The organism is Treponema endosymbiont of Eucomonympha sp. (genome assembly GCF_001028545.1).
The window spans coordinates 1-813 of the sequence record NZ_BBPW01000289.1; the positions used below are offsets into that span (position 1 = coordinate 1).

The following is an 813-nucleotide window of genomic DNA, read 5'->3' on the forward strand; positions in this document are numbered from 1 at the left end:
ACCCCGCTGGTTCTGATTCAAAACTTGAAGAGGTGGGATAATTATAGAGGCGAAAGTACACTTGGAGGAACTGAAATCTTCTAGAAGCACTGCAGACGGCAGTCAAGAAATTATTAAAAGCGTGTTTGAAGCAATGCGAGACCGATTTGGCATACACACAAGCAACAGTTGGCTTAAAGAGTATTACCAGCTTGCGAACAGGCTGGCATTCATAAACTGCTTACTTAAAAACAAAATAAAAGCGTCGCTGCTGTACATATATTTTCTCAACGGCTGGCCGAATGACCCCAATATGAACGTTACAAGCCAAAAAGCTTGGCGCGGGGCAATTGACGTCGAATACTCGTATCTCGGTATCAATGATAAAGCCAAAGAATATATTTCTGAAATATTTGTTGAGTGCTAAAAAGAATGCGTACGGTGTCTGCTCATGCGGCAGTCGTGACGCGCTGCTTCGCAGCGGGTTGGCGCAGCGTCTGACAGGGCGGCAGCGGTGGGCGAGCGGCAGTCCGCATATCGGGGCGTTTGGAGGATACACAGGGGGGTATGCTCCGGTAAGGCTTTACGGCATTGGGAGGAAAAAATGAACAAGGGCGTTGTTTCGATTTATGCAGGATTTTTTGTTTTTCTCATTTTCAATTTTTCTTTAACTAGTTGTCAGAACGAGGAGAAAACCGAATCTGGATTAGGTAGCGTGGACTGGAAGGTAGAGGAACAAACACCTGACATGAATGGCGGCGATGAAGGAAGCGGTGAGCTTTGCGTAGCGTGTGGCAATTCCCCGCCAGCGCTTGAGGGCGCGGAAGACGTTTT

Annotated in this window: 1 protein-coding gene and 1 pseudogene; one reads left to right on the forward strand and one right to left on the reverse strand. The window is 47.4% G+C overall.

Features of this window, described 5'->3' with window-relative positions:
- Nucleotides 1–61: 61 nt before the first annotated feature.
- Complete coding sequence (locus AWU74_RS06585) at nt 62–406, forward strand: hypothetical protein (RefSeq protein ID WP_062328631.1); 345 nt, start codon at nt 62–64, stop codon at nt 404–406.
- Between the two features lie 279 nt (nt 407–685).
- On the opposite strand, the pseudogene AWU74_RS10675 reads toward AWU74_RS06585, so the two are convergent.
- Nucleotides 686–813, reverse strand: a pseudogene (locus AWU74_RS10675) (IS5/IS1182 family transposase); the annotation flags it as partial.